Source organism: Thermosipho atlanticus DSM 15807, assembly GCF_900129985.1.
In the GTDB taxonomy this organism is placed as follows: domain Bacteria; phylum Thermotogota; class Thermotogae; order Thermotogales; family Fervidobacteriaceae; genus Thermosipho_A; species Thermosipho_A atlanticus.
In genome coordinates, this window is sequence record NZ_FQXN01000002.1 from 322,374 (window position 1) to 342,297 (window position 19,924).

Sequence of the window (19,924 nt, forward strand, 5' to 3'; positions counted from 1 at the left end):
GTGATGCCAGAGTATAGAAAGGATCCTGTAGTAAAAAGATGGGTTATTATTGCAACTGAAAGGGCAAAAAGGCCACATGATTTCACTGTTCCAAAAGATAAAAATAAGAGTGGTTTTTGTCCATTCGATTATGGAAATGAGCATACAACACCACCTGAAGTGTTAGCATTTAGACCAGAGGATACAGAGCCAAATACTCCAGGATGGTGGGTTCGAGTTGTTCCAAATAAGTTTCCAGCAGTTGATCCGGAATTAGAAATTCAAAAATATGGACATGGTATGTATGACGCAATGACGGGTTTTGGATATCACGAGGTAATCATAGAAACACCCGATCATAACAGTACTTTTGCTTTACTGGACGACAAACAGGCTACTGAAGTAGTTTGGGCTTATGTAAAACGATTTAACGCAATTGCTAAAGATCAAAGGATAAAATATATTCTTATCTTTAGAAATCATGGTATTATGGGAGGCGCCTCTCTTTCACATCCACACAGTCAAATAATTGCGATTCCTAGTGTACCAAAAAGAGTTTTAGAAGAGTTAAACGGCGCAAAGGATTATTTTGATTATAAAGAAAGATGTGTTTTTTGTGATATGATTTCTCAAGAAACAATTGAAAACAAAAGAATAGTTGAGGAAAACGAAGCATTTATTGCTTTTGCTCCATACGCTTCTAGATTTCCATTTGAAGTTTGGATAGTTCCTAAAGTACATTCCCATAATTTTGGTTCTATAGATGAAAATGAAATAAGTGAATTTGCAAAAATTTTGAGAAATATTTTGTATAGGATATATAAGGTTTTAGACAATCCTCCTTATAATTTTGTAATACATACTTCACCAACATATGAAGAGGGTAAAATTTACTATCATTGGCATGTAGAGATTATGCCAAGATTAACGAGAGTTGCTGGTTTTGAATGGGGGTCAGGATTCTATATTAATCCTGTGCCACCAGAAGATGCAGCGAAATATCTTAAAGAGGTTGAATTATAAAATAAGGGCGATTTTCGCGCCCTTATTTTTTTTCTTCTAGACCATAAGGTTCTATTTCATCATTTAGGAGTGGTTCAACGTGTATAACAACATCATATAGTTCATCACCTAAAGAATCAATTATTTTAGATCTCAAACATTTCGTTATTTCATGGGCTTGCTTTACAGTTAAGTTTGGATCAACTTCTATATCCAAATCAATGTCATATTTATTACCTATTTTTCTTATTCTAACTTTGTGAGGATTATATACACCGTCACATTTTTTGCAGTTTTCAAACACCATATCATAAAGCCATTCTTCCTTTGGATGAATACCATCCATAAGAGAATAAAAATTTTCACTGAAGATTTCGAATGAAACTTTTAAAATTATAATTGACATTATCATTCCAACCACAGGATCAGCCCATGACAAGCCAATTTTATTTAAAAATACTCCAAAAAACACTAAAGTTGAAAGTAAAATGTCGTTTCTCATATTCAAAGCTTCAGCAATTAAAGATTGTCTTTGATATTTTTTTCCTATTTTGTATTCCATAATAAAAAGTATAAATTTTCCTGCCATAGAAATTATAGTGACTAATATGGGAATAATTCCGAGAATGGTTTGATAATTACCAGTTATTAATCTTTTAAAACTTTCCGTTAATAATGAAATTCCAGCATAAAAAATTACAAAAGAAATGATTTTTGCAGCAATGTTTTCGACTTTTTGATGTCCATAAGGGTGTAATTTATCTGGTGGTTTTGAAGAAAATCTAGTTGCAAAAAATACTACCAGCGAAGTAAAAATATCAGTAGAAGAATCTATTCCATCTGCCAATACCGCCATACTATTAAACATTAATCCTGTGAATACTTTTAAAAAAGCTAAGGTTGAATTAGTTAATACAGCTATAATTGTAACTTTTTTAACCGATTTCTCCATAAAACACACTCCTAGATTATATTTGCGTTCAACACTTCTTTCATTAGTTTTATAGAATAATTGTACATGTTTTCATCGTAAGTTGTGGTACCATCTCTGTAAACATTTACAACTATATCTCTGTTTCTAAATTCTTCAACTGTGAAAAGTACACAAATATTTGTTACTAAACCAACAATATCTACTTCGTTGATATTATGTTTTTTAATAATTTCGTCGAGATTGGTTTTGTAAAATGCGGAATATCTTGTTTTTTTAATGAAGTAAGTATTTTTGTATCCTAATATTAATTCTTTAACTTCGTTAACTATTTCTGCACCCTCGGTATTTTTAACACAATGCTTGGGCCAGATATTGAATTCTAAATCATTTTCATCATGCCAATCTTGAGTGAAAATTATAGGGTAGTTTTGATTTTTGTATATTTTAATTAGTTCTAAAACTCTTGGAATTACTTTTTCTGCTCCGTTAAAGTATAATGCTCCACCTTTTTTTGCGAAATCATTTTGAAGATCAATGATTACTAGAGATTTCATATTAACCACTCCTTTTTTAAATACTTCTTCTGAATCCTTCACCTAAAACGTATCTCGATTCGTTTACAATAACGAAGGCATTTGGATCAACTCTTTTAACAAAATGGATTAACTCGTTTAGTTCTCTACGTCTAATTGATACAAAAATAATTTCTCTGTCTTTACCAGTATATCCACCTTTTCCTTTTAAATATGTAAATCCTCTACCCATGTCTTTTAGAATAAAATTTGCTATCGGTTTGTTGTTATCGGTAATTATAGTAACAGTTATTGCTAATTCTAGCCCTTTCATAACGAAATCTATAGTTATACCATTAATTATGATTGCTAATATTGAATACATCCCAACTTTTGGATCAAAAGCGACGCCTGCAAGAAAACCTATGGTAAAGTCAATTATAAGTAAACTTGTTCCTATTGGTGTACTAAAATATCTATTGAAAATCTTTGCAATAATATCTGTTCCACCAGTCGAAGAATTTTGTGCAAAAGTTATAGCCATCCCAACGGCGGTGAGGATATCGCCGAAAAAGATTGCTAACATTAAATCTCCTGCAGTATATTTCGGTATTTTAATAATTCTATCAAAAAAATCTATAAAAAAGTTAAGCATAAAGGTGCAATATATTGTTTTGTAGCTAAAGTCAAAACCTATTGTCAAAAATGCAATTAAAAAGAGAATGATATTAATGATATACATCCAAATACCCACAGGTAGAGAAAAGATCGAATGTAAAATTATTGCAAGTCCTGAAGCTCCCCCTGCAGCTATGTTATTGGGAATTAAAAATATGACTAAGCCAAGAGCGGTTAAAACAACACCGAAAGTTGAGAAGATATATTCTTTAATTATTTCACTTTTAGGAATATTTTTAGTCATTAAATCCCCCCCTAATAGTTAAAAAATTTTTACAATCTCACCATATAATGGTCCAGCAGTGATTTTGTTAACTTTTACTAAAACTTTTTTACCAATTAATTCTGGAGTAGCATTAAAAGCAATAATTTTATTTCTAATATCTCTTCCAAAAAAGAAACCATTTTTACTTTCAGATTCTACAATTACTTCAACTTCCTTTTCCAAATATCTTTCATTTAATTTTCTGTTGATTTCTTTTTGTAAGTTAAGAAGATAAGCCATTCTTCTAGTCTTAATGATTCTTGGAATGTTATCTTTAAAATACTTCCATGCTATTGTTCCTTCGCGTGGAGAGTAAATTGCTAAATTAAGACGTTCGAATTCTATTTCTTTAACGAGTTTTACAGTTGCCTCAAAATCTTCTTCGGTTTCATCTGGGAAACCAACAATTATGTCACTTGAAATAGATGCATCAGGAACAATTTTTCGAATTTCTCTAACTAAATCAATATACTCTTCTATTGTATATCTTCTATTCATTTTTTTCAAAATTTTGTTACTTCCATGTTGTACAGGTAAATGAATATTTTTACCTATTTTTGAACTGTTAGCTATTTCATTAGCTATTTCAAGTGAAAAATCTGTAGGATATGAAGTTAAAAACCATATCCTCTCGATTTCCTCAATTTTTACAGTTGCATTTAAGAGTTTAGCTAGTGAAGTATTATCATTAAGGTCTTTACCATAAGCATCAACATTTTGACCAAGATAGGTTATTTCTTTTATTCCAGTTTTAGTTAAGTTTGAAACTTCTTCTAAAATATCATCCATTTTTCTAGATTTTTCTCTTCCACGAGTGTATGGTACTATACAATAAGTACAAAAACGGTTACACCCATATATTATAGTAATCCATGCATGGTGTTTTGAGTTTCTCTTTAAAATGTTTTTGTAATCAATTTCATTTAAATAATCATCAAAAAAGGCCACTTTTTTATTTTTGAAAATTAATTCAACAGCTTCAGAAATTTTAGGAATTGCTCTTGTGCCGATTACAAAGTTAACACCTCTTCTGAATAAATTTTCTTTTTCTTTTTCAGCACCACAACCCATGACACCTATTTTTTTACCTTTCTTTTTCAACTCACCAATTGCGCTATAAAATTTTTCTTCAGCTTTTTTTCTTACAACACAAGTGTTTAGTATAACTAATTCTGCTTCTTCTTCATTGTCAATAACTTCATAGCCTTCGGATTCAAGATAATATTTTGCAACTTCACTGTCGTTTTCATTCATTTGACAACCAAATGTCTTAATGTATATTTTCATTTTTCCCCTCCCTAATAGATTATGCAAATTAATTCTATCATTTTAAAAAATTTTTTCTACAAATACAATTTAACAGAACTGTTAAATATGTTAAAATAATTAAAAAAGTGGGGGAGAAAAATGAGAATTCGTGAAATTGACATTTCTAAAGGAATACTAATTTTAATAGTTGTACTCTTACATTCTTATATCCCATATTCATTGGTTGTTTATCTTTCGTATCTTTTAGCTGCTTTTATGTTTATTTCAGGTTATCTTTTTAAGGATGAGAATTTTTTCATAAAATTAAAAAAGATTTTTTTGAATTTATTGTTTCCATTTTATTTTTTGAGTACAATTGGATACATTATTTATTTCTATATTAATAAAATTACTCATTACAGTAGCGCTGTTTTTACAACGTTTTTTGAATTCATAATTTTTGGATATGCACCTATGGACATGCCTGTGAATGTTTTGCCTTTGTGGTATTTGTACATGTTTGCTGTTGCAGAAATAGTGTTTATGATTTTAATAAAACTAAATCTAGTTCATTTTACACCTTTTCTATCTGTTTTCACAACGTTTTTTTTGCATAATCAAACTCGATTTTTCAAGTTAGAGGTAGCATTTCACGGATTAATTTGGTTTTATTTTGGATATTGGTTTAGAAAAAAAGGTTATAAATATAAATTAAAGAGACCTTTTATCATGTTATTGCTTTCTATTATGATAGTTGTAATAATTGCTAAAATTAATGGTTTCAATGATTGGAGAGATTCCAATTATGGAAAGTATCCCTTGTTATCTTATATAGGAGAATTAGCATTTATTATCTTAATTATTTCATTATCTAACCTAATTAAGATTGAGAAATTGAAAAAATTTATGGAGTTGTTTGGAAGATATACTATTTTTGTTCTCGGGTATCATTTAGTTCTTTCTGGGTTAATAGCTCTTGTTTTGAAAGACCCTCTTTCGTTTGTAGAAAAGTACTGGTACATTTATTACGGTTATTCAGTAACTATTTTATATTTATTTTTAAAGTTTGTGCCTAAAAAGGTAATTTATTTCTTATCAGGTCAATTTTATCTACTGAGGAAAACGTAATAGTTAAAAACTTCAGAGTCCCGTACGGGACTCTGAATTAGTTTTTATCGGGGATTAACAGGTTTGAGATAACACCTACAATTGCTGCTAAAGCTAAACCTTTAAATTCAACTGTTCCAATCTTAATGTTTGCTCCGCCTATACCAATAGTTAGTATAAGTGATGCTACTATTAAATTTTTTGCTTTTGAAAAATTGACTTTTTCATTAACAATTGTTCTTATACCAACAGAGGCGATCATTCCAAATAATATTAAGCTTACTCCGCCAATAACTGGTTTAGGAATTGTTTGAAGAACACTTCCGAATTTGGAGAAAAACGACATCAAAATTGCAAAAATTGCCGCAAGTCTCAAAATTGATGGATCGTATATTCTTGTTAAAGCCAATACACCGGTATTTTCACTATATGTAGTATTTGCGGGGCCACCTAAAAATCCTGCAATTATTGTTGCAAGACCATCGCCAACTAAAGTTCTATGGAGTCCAGGGTTTTCTATGAAATTTTTATTGACAACAGCTCCATTTGTAGTTATATCACCTATATGTTCCATGAAAGTTGCAATTGCTACCGGAGCAATAATGATAATAGATGATAGATTAAATTTTGGGAACAAAAAATTAGGTAAAGAGATTAATGAGCTGTGATATATAGGCTCAAAGTTCACAGTTCCGGTTAAAATTGATGCAATGTAACCCACAGTTACTCCTATTAATATGGGAATAAGGGTGAAAAATCCTTTGAAAACTGTTGAAGCTAAGATAATTGAAATGATAACTATAATGGCGATTCCCCAATTTTTGGAAGCCATATTAATGGCTACTGGGCTAAGGCTTAAACCTATTACTATAATCATGGGTCCTGTCACTACGGGTGGAAAAAGTTTTTTGATTCTTTGAATTCCTATGATTTTCACTAACAATGAAAATAAAAGGTAAACCACCCCTGCTGCAACTATTCCACCAGTTGCATATTGTAAATTCCCAGTTTGTTCTTTTACCAACAGTATTGGGCTAATAAAAGCAAAACTGGAACCTAAAAAAACTGGAACTATTTTTTTTGTAACTTGGTGGAAAATTAATGTTCCAAAACCAGCTGTAAAGAGGGCAACTAAAGGATCAAGACCAGTTAGAAGAGGTACAAGGATGGTGGCACCAAACATAGCTACAAAATGTTGAATGGAAAGGACTACTTTTCTCCAGCCATTTACGCTGTAGTAATTTCCCAGCGTTTCTTCAAATTGAATCATACTATTCCTCCTTTCTGGCCTCACTGGACCAAATTAAAGGTGCTCTTCGAAGTGTATAACACAGAAAAGTTATTTTGTCAACGATTTGTAATATTAAATAATTTTTGATGTTGTTTAACTCTTGTTTTAAAATATACTTTTTTGGTATAATATATTACGTTATGCGAAAAATATAACAAAAGAGGTGAAGATATGAAATCTATAAATATAGTAAATATGGCTATTAACGTAGAAAAACAAGGTGAATTTTTTTACAAAGAACTTGCAAAAGTTGTTAACAAAAAATTTACTGATACTTTGTTGGAACTTGCTGAACAGGAAAAACAGCACGCTGAGGTGTTTATCAAACTTGCTGATACAAAAGAGTGGGATGAAATAGATTCTTACATTTCTTCGTATGCAAGTGTCTATATAATTCCTGATCTTGAAAGGATTGTTGAATCATTTGATAAGAGGAATTTAAATTCAATCTTCGAACTAGCAATTGAAATTGAAAAGGATTCAATAATTTTATATTATGAATTAAAAGAACAGGTAAATGATAATGACATAAAGAATTTAATCAAAAAAATCATCGAACAAGAAAAGTCCCACATTAAAAAAATTATTGAAATGAAAAATAATTTTTAAAATTACCATCTATTATGTCTTTTAAAGAGGTTGAGGAAAGTAATTTAAAAACTTCTTTATTTAACCATTTCCAGAACTTTCTAGCTTTGCAAAAATTGTGATTTGGACAATCTTTTGGACAACTAACAATTTCTATGTTACTTTTAAAGGTCCTAGTTATGTCTATTAAATATATTTCATGTGGGTCTTTTACAAGAGTATAACCACCATTTTTTCCTCGAATAGTTTTCACTAAATTGGCTTCTTTCAAATAAAAAAGAAGTTTCATAGCATATTTCCGAGAAATGTTTTCAAGTTCAGAAATTGCTTTTGAATTTATTGGTTTTTCTTCGAGAGAGAGCCTAATTAAAATTCTTACTGAGTATCTAATGTCTTTTTGGCATTTTCCAAACACATTTTCACCTCAAGGGAGGATTGGGAATGAAAAAAATATTAATTGCAGTCAGACCATTTTCTTTTATTGCATCTTTTTTACCTGTAACTGCTGGTGCCTTATTGGCTGGAAAGTTCAATTTTTCACTTTATATTATATCACTTTTTTCAGCTATTTTGATTCAGGCAGGGGTGAATACTACTAACGATTATTTTGATTATATGAAAGGAGTAGATGACAAAGAATCGCTGGGCTCCAGTGGTCTACTTATCCATGGAAAAGCAACCCCTCAGGAAATAATAAGTATAAGTATTGTATGTTATATTTTAGCGGTAGTTTTAGGATTATATCTTGTTAAAAAGGTAGGCTCAGGGTTAATATGGTACGGTGTTATAGGAATTATTTTTGGCTATTTTTATACTGGCAAGCCTTTGCAATTGAAATATAAAGCTTTTGGAATGTTCCAAGTATTCATACTTATGGGTCCGTTAATGGTTTTAGGTTCTTATTATGTTCAAACACAAAAATTTTCGTATAAAGCTTTATTGCTTTCTATTCCAATTGGGATTTTTACTGATTTAATATTGCATGCCAACGATATTAGAGATTCTCAATATGATAAAAAAGCTGGTATAAAAACTTTAGCTATTTTAATAGGGGATAAAAATGCAACATATTTGTATATTTTTCTTACGATTATTGCTTACTTTTTCTTAACTATCCTGTATTTTTTGAAAGTATTTACTCCTTTTATATTTTTAAGTGTTGCAGTTTTGCCAATATATTTTAAGGTTTATAAACTAATCAAAGAAAAAAGTGAAAAGAAAAAAGCTCCTCATGAGGTAGCAAATGTTGATAAAATGACAGCTTTGGCACAAATCATTATTACAGGGATTGTTGTAATTTCCATGATGAGGTGATTTAAAGTGGAAACAGTTAGAAAAATAAAATACGAAAGTTTTGTGATCATGCTTGTATTTTTGTTTATTGGTTTTTATTTCGCATTTCAAGTTGATATATTTGATTTTTGGATTCGTATGACATCGATGACTTTTATTTTAGGTATTTTCGCTATTATGTTAAATGGCAAAGCTAATATTGTTCCCAACAGATTAGAACTCCCTATCATTTTGATAGTGAGTGTTTTGAGCTATGTTCTGTTTTTATTTTTCGATTTAATATCTTTTTTTGTTCCGCTATTTAAAGAACATATTGTTTTGGTTTATAACCTTGCGAACGAGCAAAATATCTTGGTAATTATTTTTTGTTTGATAATAATATCTTTTTTTGAAGAGATAATTTGGAGAGGTTTTATTACAGAATTTTTACTACAGAATATGGATATTGCACCTGCATTAATTATTTCTTCAATATTGTACTCTGTTGTTCACATTTTTACGGGAAATGTTGCTCTTATGGCTGGGGCATTTTTCTTAGGGTTAATTATGGGATTTATTTATATATTTACAGGAAAGGTAAGCACTACCGCTTTTATACATGCGATTTGGGGTATATTAATTTTTGTTATTTTCCCGCTAAATTAAGGAGGGATCCGCTATGAATGTAATTGTTTGTATTAAGCAAGTTCCAGATACAACAAATGTCAGAATTGATAGAAAAACAAATAACTTAGTTAGAGAAGGTGTTCCCTCGATTATAAATCCTGATGATCAAAGGGCTTTAGAATTAGGAGCACAATTGAAAGAGAATTTTGGAGCGAAAGTATTTGTTGTAACCATGGGACCACCTCAGGCAAAAGAAGCATTAAAGGATGCTATTTCCTTTGGACTTGATGAAGCATTTTTGTTAAGTGATAGAGCTTTTGCGGGGGCAGATACGTTAGCTACTACATATACTATTTTTGGAGGATTGAAAAAACTAGAAAAACAAATAGGTCAAATTGATCTTCTTTTGTTTGGTAAACAAGCGGTTGATGGAGATACAGGACAAGTAGGCCCTGGAATAGCAACAAGATATGGCTATCCATTAGGAGCTTATGTAGTTAGAATTGAAAAAATTGATTTTGAAAATAAAGAGTTAGTAGTCGTAAGAAGACTTGATAGAGGCTACGAAAAAATAAAGATTAAAATGCCTGCTGTTCTAACAGTGACAGATGAATTAAACGAACCGCGCTATGCAGATTTACCAAATCTAATTAGGGCAATTAAATATGAACCAACTACTTGGACATTGAAAGAGTTAGAACTTGATCCAAAGAAATGTGGTTTTTTTGGTTCACCTACTAGAGTTATAAACACAAACATTCCACCTGCTAGAAAAGGTGGAGATATTATATCTAAGAATGAAGAACCTGAAAAAGCTGTTGAGAAGTTTTTAGAGGTATTGCTAAAGAAAGAATCTATTAGACTTATAGATTCATTGAAATCTCTTTTGGAAGGTGATAACTGATGGAAAAAAAGATAATTTTTGTATTAGTTGAACATCATGACAAAAAAGTTCATCCGGTTTCGTGGGAATTGATTGGTAAAGCGAGGGAATTAGCTGCGAAACTTGACAACTCAGAGGTGTGGGGAATTGTATTGGGTGATGAATTAGAAAATATATGTAATGAGGCTATAAAAAGAGGTGCAGACAAAGTTATTTACGTTAAAAATAGCAGATTTAATCGTTATATAAATTACGAATATCAAACTGCAATAGTAAACGTAGTAAAAAAATATAATCCGGAAATATTTTTGATTGGAGCAACGTTGGAGGGAAGAGAACTCGCGGGCATGGTAGCCACAAAGTTAGAAACAGGACTTACAGCGGATTGTACAGGTTTAGATATAGTTAGTGATAATAGAACTGGGAAGAAAATACTTGCAATGACAAGACCGACTTTTGGTGGCAATTTGATGGCAACAATTACATGTCCTCAACATAGGCCACAAATGGCAACAGTTAGACCAGGTGTCATGAAAAGTTTACCAATAGATCCTAAAAGAAAAGGTGAAATAATTGTTGAAAACATTGAATTAAAAGATCTAAAGAAATTAATTGAATTTCTTGAAACGATTCCTGTTAAAACTGAATCTAATTTACAATATGCACCAGTAATAGTTTCTGGTGGTAAAGGTGTTGGAGGGCCTGACGGTTTTAAAAAACTTAAAGAACTTGCTAATTTACTTGGTGGTGAGATTGGGGCATCAAGAGCAGCAGTAAAAGCTGGTTGGATATCCGATGAATATCAAGTAGGTCAAACTGGTAAAACTGTGAGGCCTATTTTATATATTGCTTGTGGAATTTCGGGAGCAATACAACATATTGTTGGGATTAAGGAATCGGAAATAATTGTTGCAATAAACAAAGATGAAAATGCCCCTATTTTTGATATTGCTGATATTGGAATTGTTGGGGATTTACATAAGGTTATCCCTGCCCTCATTGATAAGTTAAAGCAGCTGCTAGCCAAAAGTGAGGTGAAAAAATGAAGATAGATTTTGATGTTGTCGTGATAGGAGCAGGTCCTGCTGGCCTTTCTGCTGCTTATGTTTTAGCTAAAAATGGTATAAAAGTTGCAGTTGTAGAAAAGGGAGAATATCCAGGTTCTAAAAATGTAATGGGAGGTGTTTTGTACGTTAATCCTTTAAAAGAAATGATTCCTGACGTGGTAGAAAAATTAAAGAAATCGAATGCAGTTGAAAGGAATGTTATAGAGCAAAACATGTGGATTTTGGGCGATACCGGTGTAGTAAAAGTCGGTCATAGAAATGTAAAATGGAAAGAAGAACCCAATGCGTTTACTGTTTTGAGGGCAAATTTCGATAGATGGTTTGCAGAAGAGGCTAAATCAGTAGGTGCGTTAATAATTCCAAAAACAAAAGTGGATGATTTTATAAGGAATGAAAAAGATGAGATTATTGGTGTTAAAACTTCAAGACCGAAAGGGGATATTTATTGTAAAGCTGTTATTATAGCAGAAGGAGTAAATCCAATATTAACTTTGAAGGCAGGTTTAAGAAAAGAAGATTTGAAACCAAATATGGCTGCTATTGCGGTAAAGGAATTAATAAATGTACCCGAAGATGTCGTGAATAAAATGTTTGGTGTAGATAGTGATCAGGGTAGTACTATTGAGATTCTGGGAAGTTGGTCAGAGGGAATGTTTGGTATGGCATTTTTGTATTCAAACAAATCTTCAATTTCAATTGGCGCTGGAGTACTAATTGAAGATATTATTAAAAGTAAAATCAAGCCTTATCAATTTCTTGAGAATTTGAAAAACCACCCAGTTATATCGGATATATTAGGTGAGTTTAAAAATAATACGATGGAATATATGGCACATTTGATTCCTGAAGGTGGATATTATGCCATGCCAAAAATCTATGGTAATAGAGTTCTTGTTTGTGGAGATTCTGCAATGCTTGTGAATTCAATACACAGGGAAGGTTCAAATCATGCTATTACGTCTGGTCGATTAGCAGCCGAAACATTAATTGAAGCATTTGAAAAAGGCGATTTATCTGAGACAACTTTAAAAAGTTATTATGAAAAATTAAATGATTCATTTATATTAAAAGATTTGAAAAAATACAAAGATTTAATGCCAATTATGGAAAAAAACAGACACTTTATTAACCTTTATCCAAAACTTGTAAATAAGGTAGCTACAAGATTTTTACAAGTTGATGGGACTCCAAAGAAAAAAATTGAAAAAGAAATTGTTCAAATGATTTTAAAAGAAAGAGGGATTTGCGGAATAACGTTTGATATTTTAAGATTGTTGAGAGCTGTGAGGTGATGGAAAATGCCCAGGATTGAAGATAAATTATTTTTAAATAGGTATAGAACGGATGAAAAAAATGCTCATTTAAAAATAAAAGATCCAAAAATTTGTGCAGAAAAATGTATAGATAAACCATGCACTTATTTTTGCCCAGCAGATGTATATGAATGGGATGGAGAAAAAATTGATGTAAAATTCGAAGGATGTTTAGAATGCGGAACTTGTAGAATAGGATGTCCATTTAATAATATAGAGTGGAAGTATCCAAAGGGTAACTATGGTATTTTATACAAATTTGGATGAGGTGATAGTATGTTTGTTAAAATTGATAGACACAAAATTCCATGTGTAGAAACTGAAGGAACTATTTTATGTGACATTTGCGGTGAGAGTTATAAAATTGATAGTAAACAAAAATTACATTCAATAATTGTTACAACATGTCCTAATTGTGGCCATCAGAATATAAATGTGATTACAAATAGTATTAAATTTATTGACGAAACTATTGAAAAAATTAAAAAACTGGAATCACAGTTAAAAAAACTAAAAAGATCATTAGAAATTGAAATGCAAGAAAATAGTTATGTTGATAATTACCCGGAGGTGTATGCTGTTGACAAAAATAAACAGCCAAATCCAAAGTTACTCTGAAAAGTTAGAAAGAGATTTGAGTCGTGTCCGGCAAGAAATTAGAAATATATTGAAAGAAGCGTTACCGGAAAGTGTTTTTAAATCATTACCTCTTTCCGGTAAGATGCTTAGAGTAAAATTAGCAATTATGATCTTTAGAAAATTTTTCGAAGAGTTGAAAGAAGAACATGTAAAAAGTTTAGTAGCCTTAGAGCTTGTTCATTTGGCATCGTTGTTACACGATGACGTAATTGATCACTCTACACTAAGAAGGGGAAAAGATACTATAAATGTATTGTTTGGAGAAACTGCAGCAGTAGCTATTGGTGATATAGTACTAGTTTTGGCCTTTGAACTTGTAGAAGAAATAGGACTTGAAAAATTAAGAAAAGCTTTCTTGAAAGTTATTAAAATGATGTCAATTGGAGAAATGTTAGAGCAGTTTAATAAAGGAAAACCAATTTCTAAAGAAACTTATTTTGAAATTATAAATGGGAAAAGTGGTAGTTTATTTGGGTTATCAACTTTTATACCTTCTATTTTTAAAGGAGATCACGGGGAAGAGTTTTATGAAATGGGTAAAAGGTTAGGGCAGTATTACCAAATAGCAGATGATGTTTTGGATTTTGAGGATCCAAAAAAAGTTGGAAAATCTACTATGCTTGATATAAAAAATGGGATAATTTCTTATCCTGTTATTTTAGCCTTTGAAAAAGAACCGTCATTAATTGAGGCCTATGAGAAAAATGAATGGAAAGTAGTGTATAACTTTATATTAAAAAATAAAATTTTGGAACAGGCTAGACATGAATTAAAATTAATGATTTTTGACTTTGTAAAAACGTATCCTTGGTTAAAAGAGTATGTTATGAGTGTTTTTAGACAGTATTTTAAATAAAACCATATTCTAACAAGGAGGGTGAGAGTATGTTTGTAGATTATTTAACACTTTTTATGGGAGATATTGTTGCTGGTTTTGCTTTGTTGTTATTCTTTGTATGGTCTGGTATGGAAATTGAAAAAAGCAAATCATTCGCTCCAGCATTTGGTGCTGTTGGTCTTATCGGTGTAATTTCTGGTTTGCATATGGTTTTAACTTGGCCACTTCCAGGAGTACATAACATTGTATTTGGTGAAGCGTTTGTATTATATGGTTTTGTATTTTTAGCCGCGGCATATGCACTTGCAAAAGGTTGGGATTTAATGCCGGTTACAATTTTTGCACTTACTGCGGGAGCATATGCTGTAATTTTATCTGGAGTTATTCTAGGATATGGCATTACAAGAAATCCAACAGAAACATTTCTAGCATATTTAGGAGCCGGATTAACAGGTATTCTCAGCCCCATTGTGTGGAAATTTAGAAACAATAAAGTTGTAAAAACATTGGCAATTATATTACTAATATTAACACTCTTAGCTTGGTTTATTACAATGTATGGTTCATTGACTGGGCATACTAATCCTGAAGGAAGTTTCGGGAAATGGCTTCCACCTTCTATGAAAAAATAGTCTTTAATATTTTCAAAACAAGCTAGTGTTTTTTCAAAAGCAGGGAGAGTTATCTCCCTGCTTTTTTGTAACAAATCTCTTTGTTAAATGAAAATATTTTAATTTTTCAGACAAATTTAGATAAAGTAGTTGTGATATAATTAAAGAAAGCTAATTAGGAGGTGTCTGAATGACTGTTAGGTTAAGATTTGCACCTAGTCCCACTGGATTTTTACATGTTGGGGGTGCAAGAACTGCTTTGTTTAATTTTCTATATGCAAAGAAGATGAAAGGAGCTTTTATTTTAAGAATAGAAGATACTGACATTGAAAGATCGGAAAAAGAGTTTGAAATAGGACTAATAAATGCTTTAAAATGGCTTGGTCTTGAATGGGATGAAGGTCCGGATATTGGAGGAGAATATGGTCCATATAGACAAAGTGAAAGGCTTGAAATATATCATAAATATGCTCGAAAACTAGTTGAGGAAGGAAAAGCATATGAAGTATATGCATATCCTGAGGAAATAGAAAAATTACGTGAAAAACTTTTATCCGAAGGTAAACCTCCTCATTATACAAAGGAAATGTTAAAAGAGTTTACTACACCAGAAAGGATAAGAGAATATAAAGAAAAAGGTTTAAGTCCTGCTATTTATTTTTCAATGCCAAGAAAAGAGTATGTTATTGACGATATTGTTAAAGGACAGGTAGTATTTAAAGAGGGAACAATAGGAGATTTTGCAATTTTAAGAAGTAATGGTGTGCCTATATATAATTTTGCTTGTGTAGTTGATGATTTTCTGATGAAAATTACTCATGTAATTAGAGGTGATGATCATTTGTCAAATACAATAAAGCAAATTGCGCTGTATGAAGCATTTGGGTGGGAACCCCCTAAATTTGGACATGTTTCAATGATTTTAGGTCCAGATGCGAAGAAGTTAAGTAAAAGACATGGTGCTACGTCGGTTGAAGAATTTAGAGAAAGAGGATATTTACCACAAGCTGTTGTAAATTTTTTAGCACTGCTAGGATGGTCCCATCCCGAAGGAAAAGAGATTATGTCCCTGGAAGAAATGATAGAGGCATTTTCATTAGATAGGTTGGGGAAAAATCCTGCTATTTTTGATCCAAAAAAGTTAAAGTGGATGAACGCTGAACATTTTAGAATGTTGGATGAAGAAGAAATGCTGAAAGTTACGAAACCATATTTTCTTAAGTTTGTATCAGAGGATGAGTTTGAAAAAAATAAAGAGTGGTTTATTAGGTTATTAAAATCGATAAAGGATAGAGTAGAAGAATTAATAGATATCCCCCATTTAGTTGAATTTTTCTTCAAAGAGCCAGAGATCAAAGTTGAATTAGCGCAGGAATTGAAAGAAGTATATAGAAAGTTAATTAAAGAACTTCAAAGTATAGATAATTGGAACGAAAAGAACATTTATCAAGCATTTAAAAATGCTATGAAAGGTGTAAGGATAAAAGGTAAAGATTTTTATATGAAGCTAAGAATTGTTTTAACTGGGAAAGAAGAAGGTCCAGAGCTTATTGACATAGTATATTTACTGGGGAAAGAAAAAATCATTAGAAGGTTAGAAAAGCAATTGGGGTGATAAAGTGTCGATTTATATAACTAACACAGAAACTGGTAAAAAGGAAAAATTAGAAACTTTAGAACCTGGAATAGTGAAAATGTATGTATGTGGTCCTACAGTATATAATTATATACATGTTGGTAATGCAAGGCCGGCTGTAGTATTTGATGCTTTTAGAAGATTTTTAGAATATAGAGGTTATAAGGTTATAATGGTTCAAAACTTTACAGATATTGATGATAAGATAATAAATGAAGCAAATGAATGGGGAGTTGATTTTAAAGATGTAGCGGAGACTTTTATTGCAGAATATTGGAGAGATGTTCAAAGCCTTGGAATAAGGGCAGCAAATTTCCATCCTAGAACTACTGATTACGTAGATGATATTGTTGAAGCAATTGAAAAATTGATTTCAAAGGGCTATGCATATGTTGCAAATAATGGGGACGTTTATTTTAGTGTAAGAAAGTATAAGGAGTATGGAAAACTTTCAGGGAAAAAGATAGAGGAACTTATTTCTGGTGCAAGAGTAGAAGTGAATTCATTGAAAAATGATCCTATTGACTTTGCTCTTTGGAAGGCTGTAAAGCCAGGAGAACCTAATTGGGAAAGTCCTTGGAGTTGTGGAAGACCTGGATGGCACATCGAATGTTCAGTTATGTCGCAGAAACTTTTGGGTGATACTTTCGATATACATGCTGGTGGAGAAGATTTAATATTCCCTCATCATGAGGATGAAAAGGCCCAAAGCGAAGCTTTGACCGGTAAGCCTTTTGCAAGATATTGGATGCATAACGGAATGATTATTACCCGTGGAGATAAAATGAGTAAATCTATAGGTAATGTTTTTCTAGTAAGAGAGGCAATAAAAAGATACGGAAAAGATGCGTTGAAGTTGTTTTTATTGTCGAAACATTACAGGACTCCTATTGAATTTTCGGATGAAATTTTACTTGAAAACAAGAGAGCAGCTTTAAAAGTAATAAAAACTTTAAATCGTTTTGAAGAAAAGTACTCTTATCCTTTAGTACCTAAGAGAGATGAATATATGAAAGAAATTGAAGCGAAATTTATCGAAGTACTTGAGGATGATTTCAATACTCCAAAAGCGATTGCATTAATTTTCGAGTTATCAAAAGAATTAAATAAATCAATGGATGAAGGCAAAGATGACGAAGCTTTGAAAAGATATCATTTAATTACTAGGGTTTTTGGTAGTATTCTAGGAATATTTGAAAGTGGTACAAAAATTGAAGTTCAATCGGCCGAAGAAAAAGTAATTGATGAAATTTTAAAAGTACGTCAAGAGTTTAGGAAGGAGAAAAATTATTTGGCTGCAGATAAGATACGTGATGCACTGGCAAATGCAGGAATAAAAGTATTGGATACTCCTGAAGGAACAAAGTGGGAGAAATTTTTGGAGGTGAATGAATGAGATTTTCACAGCTTTATGCACCTACTTTAAGAGAAGAACCTGCCGATGCGGAAATTCCAAGTCAATCTTTATTACAAAGAGCAGGATTTATTAGAAAAGTTGCTGCAGGTATTTACACGTATTTACCCCTTGCTCGAAAAACTTTGTTGAAGATTGAGAATATAGTTAGAGAAGAAATGAATAAAATTGGTGCTCAAGAAATATTAATGCCAATAATCCAACCTGCTGAATTATGGGAAAAAAGTGGCAGATGGGATGATTATGGCCCAGAAATGATGAAATTAAAAGATAGACATGAAAGAGATTTTACTTTAGGGCCAACTCATGAAGAACTAGTGACTGAATTAATAAAAAATGAGCTAACGTCCTATAAACAATTACCAATAAGTTTGTATCAAATTGCAAATAAATACAGGGATGAAATTAGGCCAAGATTTGGAGTTTTAAGAGCTAGAGAATTTATTATGAAAGATGCTTATAGTTTTCACGACTCATGGGAGTCTTTAGATGAAACATATTTAAAATTTAAAGAAGCGTATTCCAAAATAATGGAAAGAGTGGGATTAAGATATACAGTTATTGAAGCTTCTTCTGGAGCAATTGGGGGAAGCGAGTCACATGAATTTGTAGCATTTGCAAATACAGGAGAAAGTAATATTCTTTATTGTGATTGCGGTTATGCTGGAAGTGATGAGAGGGTACCTTATAAAGGTGAATATAGAATATATGATGAAGAGGAGAAATCCTTAGAATTAGTTTTTACCCCAAATGTAAAAACAGTTGAACAAGTTGCTCAGTTTTTAAATGTTGAAGTAAGACGAATTGTTAAGTCGTTGATCTTTAAAGGAAGAGAAGGGTTCGTAATGGCGTTGGTTCCAGGAGATAAGGAACTTAATTTTGAAAAATTGAAAGCATATTTAAATGATCAGTCATTACAAATGGCGTTACCTGAAGAAATTTTAGAAAAATTTGGTGTTCCTATTGGTTTTTTGGGGCCAGTTGGTCTGGAAGATGTTCGTATCATTGCAGATCATGGATTGAAATATATGAGAAATTTCATAGTTGGTGGAATGAAAAAAGATTATCATTATGTTAATGTGAATCATGGTAGAGACTTTAAGATTCAGGAATGGACAGATTTAATAATTGTTGAACCAGGAGATCCCTGTCCGATTTGCGGTAAACCATTAAAGGGAGAGAAAGGAATTGAATTAGGACATATTTTTAAATTGGGTACAAAATACTCAGAAACTATGAATGTAAAATATATGGATAGTGAAGGAAAATTGAAACCATTTATAATGGGATGTTATGGATGGGGAGTGTCAAGAACTTTAGGTGCCGCTGTGGAACAACTACATGATGACAATGGAATAATTTGGCCCGTGTCAATTGCACCATTTGAAGTAGTGATAACTGTTGTAGGTAGGGGAAATGAGAGACAATTTAGTGAGAAGTTATATAAATATTTACTAGAACAAGGAGTAGACGTGTTAATTGATGATAGAGAAGTATCTCCTGGTGTGAAATTTAAGGATGCCGATTTAATCGGTTTTCCATTAAGAGTAACCGTTGGAAGGGCGTTTAAGAATGGAAAAGTAGAAATTAAAAAAAGAACGGGTGAAATTAATCTCGTGGATGCAAGTGAAGGTAAAATTTTTGAAATGATTGGAAATTTGTTAAAAAAATAAGCCCCATTAAATGCACTGAACCCCAAAAAAGAAACAATAAAAAAAAGCACCCCCGAAGTGGTAAAATAAAACCAACGAGGGGGTGTTTTTCTTTGGCAAAGAAAGGACAGAAATTTAAGAAGTATTCTTCTAAACTAAAAGAAGAAGTCATTAGACTTTACTTTGAAGAACAACTTCCAAAACGAACCATTGCATCTCTTTTAGGCATTGATCAAAACAGAGTTCGTTTGTGGATTAACAACTATCTTACTCATGGAACAGTTGAACTAAAAAGGGGTAGGCCAAAGAAGGAAACATTAGAAGAAGAAATGGAAAGGTTAAGAGCTGAGAATGCATATTTGAAGCTC

22 protein-coding genes are annotated in these 19,924 nt (G+C 31.6%); 16 read left to right on the forward strand and 6 right to left on the reverse strand.

Annotated features, from left to right (window positions below; translation table 11 throughout):
- The first annotated feature begins 3 nt into the window (after nt 1-3).
- Nucleotides 4-1,002: a galactose-1-phosphate uridylyltransferase gene (gene galT, locus BUB65_RS03900; protein WP_073072421.1), complete on the forward strand. Its 999-nt coding sequence runs from the start codon at nt 4-6 to the stop codon at nt 1,000-1,002.
- Between the two features lie 22 nt (nt 1,003-1,024).
- Here the strand turns inward: galT and BUB65_RS03905 are convergent, their stop codons facing one another.
- The 4 genes from BUB65_RS03905 to miaB are packed head-to-tail and all read right to left on the reverse strand — an operon-like array spanning nt 1,025 to nt 4,657.
- A complete protein-coding gene (locus BUB65_RS03905) occupies nt 1,025-1,933 on the reverse strand; it encodes a cation diffusion facilitator family transporter (RefSeq protein WP_073072423.1) in 909 nt (302 codons plus the stop codon).
- 11 nt (nt 1,934-1,944) lie between these two features.
- Nucleotides 1,945-2,469 carry a cysteine hydrolase family protein gene (locus tag BUB65_RS03910; RefSeq protein ID WP_073072425.1) on the reverse strand — a complete coding sequence of 175 codons (525 nt, stop codon included), beginning with the start codon at nt 2,467-2,469 and terminating at the stop codon, nt 1,945-1,947.
- A gap of 16 nt (nt 2,470-2,485) precedes the next feature.
- Nucleotides 2,486-3,349 carry a YitT family protein gene (locus BUB65_RS03915; RefSeq protein WP_073072427.1) on the reverse strand — a complete coding sequence of 288 codons (864 nt, stop codon included), beginning with the start codon at nt 3,347-3,349 and terminating at the stop codon, nt 2,486-2,488.
- A gap of 18 nt (nt 3,350-3,367) precedes the next feature.
- Nucleotides 3,368-4,657, reverse strand: a complete 1,290-nt coding sequence (miaB, locus tag BUB65_RS03920; RefSeq protein WP_073072430.1) for a tRNA (N6-isopentenyl adenosine(37)-C2)-methylthiotransferase MiaB — start codon at nt 4,655-4,657, stop codon at nt 3,368-3,370.
- Between the two features lie 120 nt (nt 4,658-4,777).
- Between miaB and BUB65_RS03925 the strand changes: the two genes are divergently transcribed.
- Nucleotides 4,778-5,746 (forward strand): acyltransferase family protein, encoded by a 969-nt coding sequence (locus BUB65_RS03925; RefSeq protein ID WP_073072432.1) that lies wholly within the window; start codon nt 4,778-4,780, stop codon nt 5,744-5,746.
- A gap of 37 nt (nt 5,747-5,783) precedes the next feature.
- Here the strand turns inward: BUB65_RS03925 and BUB65_RS03930 are convergent, their stop codons facing one another.
- Nucleotides 5,784-6,995, reverse strand: coding sequence for a uracil-xanthine permease family protein (locus tag BUB65_RS03930; RefSeq protein ID WP_143606664.1), 1,212 nt, complete (start codon nt 6,993-6,995; stop codon nt 5,784-5,786).
- Between the two features lie 192 nt (nt 6,996-7,187).
- Here BUB65_RS03930 and BUB65_RS03935 point away from each other — a divergent pair, with 192 nt between their 5' ends.
- Nucleotides 7,188-7,625, forward strand: coding sequence for a ferritin-like domain-containing protein (locus tag BUB65_RS03935; RefSeq protein WP_073072434.1), 438 nt, complete (start codon nt 7,188-7,190; stop codon nt 7,623-7,625).
- Here BUB65_RS03935 and BUB65_RS03940 read toward each other — a convergent pair.
- Nucleotides 7,600-8,019 (reverse strand): RrF2 family transcriptional regulator, encoded by a 420-nt coding sequence (locus tag BUB65_RS03940; RefSeq protein ID WP_073072437.1) that lies wholly within the window; start codon nt 8,017-8,019, stop codon nt 7,600-7,602. The genes BUB65_RS03935 and BUB65_RS03940 overlap by 26 nt on opposite strands.
- A 26-nt stretch (nt 8,020-8,045) precedes the next feature.
- On the opposite strand from BUB65_RS03940, the gene menA reads away from it, so the two are divergent.
- The 13 genes from menA to BUB65_RS04005 all read left to right on the forward strand — a co-directional run.
- Nucleotides 8,046-8,918, forward strand: a complete 873-nt coding sequence (gene menA / locus BUB65_RS03945) for a 1,4-dihydroxy-2-naphthoate octaprenyltransferase (RefSeq protein WP_073072439.1) — start codon at nt 8,046-8,048, stop codon at nt 8,916-8,918.
- 6 nt (nt 8,919-8,924) lie between these two features.
- A complete protein-coding gene (locus BUB65_RS03950) occupies nt 8,925-9,542 on the forward strand; it encodes a CPBP family intramembrane glutamic endopeptidase (protein WP_143606666.1) in 618 nt (205 codons plus the stop codon).
- Nucleotides 9,543-9,555: 13 nt separating this feature from the next.
- Nucleotides 9,556-10,407 (forward strand): electron transfer flavoprotein subunit beta/FixA family protein, encoded by an 852-nt coding sequence (locus BUB65_RS03955; protein ID WP_073072455.1) that lies wholly within the window; start codon nt 9,556-9,558, stop codon nt 10,405-10,407.
- Nucleotides 10,404-11,432: an electron transfer flavoprotein subunit alpha/FixB family protein gene (locus tag BUB65_RS03960; protein WP_073072456.1), complete on the forward strand. Its 1,029-nt coding sequence runs from the start codon at nt 10,404-10,406 to the stop codon at nt 11,430-11,432. Before BUB65_RS03955 ends, BUB65_RS03960 begins: the two co-directional genes overlap by 4 nt.
- Entirely contained in the window at nt 11,429-12,745 is a 1,317-nt protein-coding gene (locus BUB65_RS03965) for an NAD(P)/FAD-dependent oxidoreductase (protein ID WP_073072457.1), read from the forward strand. Before BUB65_RS03960 ends, BUB65_RS03965 begins: the two co-directional genes overlap by 4 nt.
- A gap of 6 nt (nt 12,746-12,751) precedes the next feature.
- Nucleotides 12,752-13,033 (forward strand): ferredoxin family protein, encoded by a 282-nt coding sequence (locus BUB65_RS03970; RefSeq protein WP_073072458.1) that lies wholly within the window; start codon nt 12,752-12,754, stop codon nt 13,031-13,033.
- Between the two features lie 9 nt (nt 13,034-13,042).
- Nucleotides 13,043-13,384, forward strand: a complete 342-nt coding sequence (locus BUB65_RS03975; RefSeq protein ID WP_073072459.1) for a hypothetical protein — start codon at nt 13,043-13,045, stop codon at nt 13,382-13,384.
- Nucleotides 13,347-14,261, forward strand: a complete 915-nt coding sequence (locus tag BUB65_RS03980; RefSeq protein WP_159429134.1) for a polyprenyl synthetase family protein — start codon at nt 13,347-13,349, stop codon at nt 14,259-14,261. Before BUB65_RS03975 ends, BUB65_RS03980 begins: the two co-directional genes overlap by 38 nt.
- Nucleotides 14,262-14,290: 29 nt before the next feature.
- On the forward strand, nt 14,291-14,875 hold the full coding sequence (locus tag BUB65_RS03985) for a DUF981 family protein (protein ID WP_073072463.1): 585 nt from the start codon (nt 14,291-14,293) through the stop codon (nt 14,873-14,875).
- Between the two features lie 169 nt (nt 14,876-15,044).
- A complete protein-coding gene (gltX, locus tag BUB65_RS03990; protein WP_073072465.1) occupies nt 15,045-16,469 on the forward strand; it encodes a glutamate--tRNA ligase in 1,425 nt (474 codons plus the stop codon).
- A gap of 4 nt (nt 16,470-16,473) precedes the next feature.
- Complete coding sequence (gene cysS / locus BUB65_RS03995) at nt 16,474-17,886, forward strand: cysteine--tRNA ligase (RefSeq protein WP_084728022.1); 1,413 nt, start codon at nt 16,474-16,476, stop codon at nt 17,884-17,886.
- Entirely contained in the window at nt 17,883-19,577 is a 1,695-nt protein-coding gene (locus BUB65_RS04000; RefSeq protein WP_073072467.1) for a proline--tRNA ligase, read from the forward strand. Before cysS ends, BUB65_RS04000 begins: the two co-directional genes overlap by 4 nt.
- Nucleotides 19,578-19,669: 92 nt before the next feature.
- Nucleotides 19,670-19,924 (forward strand): transposase (locus BUB65_RS04005; protein ID WP_143606643.1); only part of this gene is annotated, 255 nt, incomplete at its 3' end.